The sequence below is a fragment of the uncultured Algibacter sp. genome, assembly GCF_963976535.1.
Classification (GTDB): Bacteria; Bacteroidota; Bacteroidia; order Flavobacteriales; family Flavobacteriaceae; genus Algibacter_B.
Genome location: NZ_CAXBLF010000113.1, coordinates 1 through 3,858 on the forward strand (window position 1 = coordinate 1; position 3,858 = coordinate 3,858).

General features: G+C 32.3%; 3 protein-coding genes. 1 reads left to right on the top strand and 2 read right to left on the bottom strand.

What is annotated here, in order from left to right:
- Positions 1-87: 87 nt before the first annotated feature.
- Together AAC024_RS15785 and lysA are read right to left on the bottom strand one after the other, a co-directional pair.
- Positions 88-1,020, bottom strand: a complete 933-nt coding sequence (locus AAC024_RS15785) for a sterol desaturase family protein (RefSeq protein WP_339896450.1) — start codon at positions 1,018-1,020, stop codon at positions 88-90.
- 129 nt (positions 1,021-1,149) lie between these two features.
- Positions 1,150-2,385: a diaminopimelate decarboxylase gene (gene lysA, locus AAC024_RS15790; RefSeq protein ID WP_339896452.1), complete on the bottom strand. Its 1,236-nt coding sequence runs from the start codon at positions 2,383-2,385 to the stop codon at positions 1,150-1,152.
- A gap of 201 nt (positions 2,386-2,586) precedes the next feature.
- On the opposite strand from lysA, the gene sucC reads away from it, so the two are divergent.
- On the top strand, positions 2,587-3,777 hold the full coding sequence (sucC, locus tag AAC024_RS15795; protein ID WP_339896451.1) for an ADP-forming succinate--CoA ligase subunit beta: 1,191 nt from the start codon (positions 2,587-2,589) through the stop codon (positions 3,775-3,777).
- Positions 3,778-3,858: the final 81 nt, after the last annotated feature.

Below are 3,858 nucleotides of genomic sequence, written 5' to 3' on the forward strand. Positions count from 1 at the left end.
AAAATCTTTTAGCCTATACCCAATCTATCGTTCGGACTATCTTACAAATTTTAATAGGACACTATTGAAAATAGAACTTAACAAGTGTTAAGCGTTTTTATTATTTGTTTTTAAAAGCTTTTGCTGTTGCTTTATAGTTAGTGTACTTCCATCATGACTCCATCCAGGAGGCGCAAAGGCATACATGAATTTATGATACCAGTTTTTAGACTTTTTCATGTCGTTCCAAATATCTTTATATTCATGTGTTAAAATAACTAAAGGATTGTATGATTTAGGGGCATGTGTAACCCCATATTTTATATCTATGGTTTCATCCAACTCTTTCCAAGTGCCAAAAAGTTTATCGAAAATATTCAAAAAACCGCCATGGTTTTTGTCCATATATTCAATATTCTGAGCATGATGAACCTGATGCATGGTGTGTGTATTAAAAACCCTTTCGATAATGCCTAATTTAGGAACATATACCGAGTGCAACTGAAATTGCCATAAAGCCTCAATACCTAAAGAGACAACGAGCATTTCTGGAGGAAAACCAAGTGCAGGAATCCACATATAGAAAAAGGGTTTGTAAAAAATAGTAAACCAACCGTTTCTTACGGCAGTACCTAAATTAAATTTATCTGATGAATGATGAACAATATGTGCTGCCCATAAAAAACGGACATTATGATTTTGGCGATGAAACCAGTAATAACTAAAATCATCAGCTAATTGGCAAAGTATCCATACATACCAAGCATAACCAAAAGATTCCCAGCCCATTATATTTGTGCGAATACCATTTACTTCGGGATTAAAGATTTCGTAGGTAATGGAAAAGACTAATATAAACGCTATTGTTTTGGCTATAGGCGCCAATATAGCAGACCCTATCCCCATGGCAAGACTAGCTGTTAAATCTTTCCAACTGTATAAATCCTTTTGTTCTTTATGCTGTTTGCTATATAATAATTCGAGCAAAATGAAAACTAGAAAAAGAGGAACACCGTATACTAGAGGGTTTGTGAAATCCATTAAAATTATTGTTTTTTCAAAAATAGACTGATTTTATGAGTAACGTTAAAGAACCTCCATTTATTTTAAAAAAAAAATCTCTTTGAAACTAAATAGTTTTAAAGAGATTTTTGAGTTGAGAAAAGGTTATTATTTTGCGAGTACGACTTCTTTTTTTGAATTAAAATCAACTTCAATTTGATTACTTAAAATATCTTCAAAGGTTTCTCTTTTTCTAATTAAATGCGCTTTGTTGTTAAACCATAAAACTTCAGCAGGTCGGAATCTTGAATTGTAATTACTTGCCATAGAGAAGCAGTAAGCACCAGCATTTTTAAAACACAAAATATCACCTTCATTAATTTCGTTAATGCGCCTATTGTTTCCAAAAGTGTCTGTTTCACAAATATAACCTACAACCGTATAAAAACGCTCTCTGCCTTTTGGGTTAGATATATTAACGATATCATGATGAGATCCATAAAGCATAGGGCGTATTAAATGATTAAACCCAGAATCAACTTGAGCAAAAACCGTTGAAGTGGTTTGTTTTACAGCGTTTACTTTAGTTAAAAATCTGCCAGATTCGCTAACCAAAAATTTACCAGGTTCAAAAGCTAAAGTTAAATCCTTGCCATAAGCTGCACAAAAGGCATTAAACCTTGAGGACAGTTTTTTACCTAATTCTTCAATATTAGTTTCAATATCACCTAGTTTATAAGGCACTTTAAATCCTGATCCAAAATCGATGAAATCTAAATTTTTAAATTGTTTAGCGGTATCAAATAATATTTCGCTAGCATATAAGAAAACTTCAATATCTAAAATATCACTACCCGTATGCATGTGAATACCGTTGATAGTCATTTTAGTATTTTCAACAATTCTTAATATATGAGGTATTTGATGGATTGAAATTCCAAATTTAGAATCGATATGTCCAACAGAAATATTAGCATTTCCACCAGCCATAACGTGAGGGTTAATACGAATACATACAGGAACTTTTGGATGCTTCGTGCCAAATTGTTCTAAAATAGATAAATTATCAATGTTAATTTTAACACCTAATTTTGCAGCTTGTTCTATCTCATCTAATGCTACTCCATTTGGTGTGAAAATAATTTCCTCCGGAGAAAATCCAGCAGCTAATCCTAATTGAACTTCTTGAATTGAAACGGTGTCAATACCAGATCCGAGTGACTTAAAAAGCTTTAATATAGAAATGTTAGACAATGCTTTAACAGCGTAATTAAGTTTTAGTCTCTTAACACCTTTAAATGCGTTGGTTAGTCTTTTATACTGACCTTCAATTTTTTCAGCATCATAAACATAAACGGGACTTCCAAACTCTTGAGCAATTTTAAGTAACTGATTATCCAACATAGATTTTCTAATTTTTGTCAAAGATATTTCTATTGAAACTTATAAAAAAATAAATAAATAAAAAACACTACAAATTAAACATTTTGTTAATTATTTAACAATATTGACTCAAGTATTAATTTTCAAAGTTTTCGCAATTAAATATTAGGGTAAGTAAACGCTATTATTTACATTTGTGAATCTTAAAAAAGAAGCGATATTATGAATTTACACGAATACCAAGGTAAAGAAATATTAAGCAGTTTTGGAGTGCGCATACAACGCGGTATCGTTGCCCAAAATGCACAAGAGGCAGTTGTTGCTGCAAAGCAATTAACTAATGAAACTGGAACGAGTTGGCACGTTATAAAAGCACAAGTGCATGCAGGAGGAAGAGGAAAAGGTGGCGGTGTTAAAATTGCTAAAAACTTAAAAGAGGTTGAAGAGATTGCAGGACAAATTATAGGAATGAATTTGATTACACCTCAAACTTCAGCTGAAGGTAAGCGTGTTCATCAAGTTTTAGTTGCTGAAGATGTATATTATCCTGGTGAAACTGAAACGAACGAGTTTTATATGTCGGTTTTATTAAACAGAGGAACTGGACGTAATATGATTATGTATTCTACTGAAGGTGGAATGGATATTGAAACAGTTGCAGAAGAAACGCCACATTTAATTTTTACTGAAGAAGTTGATCCTACTGTAGGTTTAATGCCATTTCAAGCAAGACGCGTTGCTTTTAATTTAGGATTATCTGGAATGGCGTTTAAAGAAATGACAAAATTTGTTACTAATCTTTATACAGCTTATGTAAAATCTGATTCCTCTTTATTTGAAATCAATCCAGTTTTAAAAACTAGTGATAATAAAATAATGGCTGTTGATGCTAAAGTAACGATTGATGATAATGCTTTATTTAGACATAAAAACTATGTTGATTTACGAGATGTTCGTGAAGAAAGTGCTATTGAAGTTGAAGCTGGTGAACTTGGTTTAAACTATGTTGATCTAGAAGGAAATGTTGGTTGTATGGTGAATGGAGCAGGTTTAGCCATGGCTACAATGGATTTAATAAAACAAGCAGGAGGAGAGCCAGCTAACTTTTTAGATGTTGGTGGTACTGCTGATGCTGCTCGTGTTGAAGCGGCATTTAAAATCATATTAAAAGATCCAGCGGTTAAAGCAATTCTTATTAATATTTTTGGTGGTATTGTACGTTGTGATCGTGTTGCTCAGGGTGTTATTGATGCGTATAAGAATATGGGAACTATAAATGTGCCAATCATTGTGCGTTTACAAGGAACTAATGCTGATATTGCTAAAGAGTTAATTGATAATTCAGGATTGGATGTAATGAGTGCTACAGAGTTTCAAGAAGCTGCTGATAAAGTACAGCAAGTATTATCATAAATAATATTTAATTTATTGAAGATGTCACTTTGAGGGCATCGAAAGGTTTTTTAAAGACAAGACATCATATATATATATATA

Coding starts and splice junctions, on each gene's coding strand:
- AAC024_RS15785 (WP_339896450.1), bottom strand. CDS start 1,020: ATGGATTTCACAAACCCTCTAGTATACGGTGTTCCTCTTTTTCTAGTT.
- lysA (WP_339896452.1), bottom strand. CDS start 2,385: ATGTTGGATAATCAGTTACTTAAAATTGCTCAAGAGTTTGGAAGTCCC.
- sucC (WP_339896451.1), top strand. CDS start 2,587: ATGAATTTACACGAATACCAAGGTAAAGAAATATTAAGCAGTTTTGGA.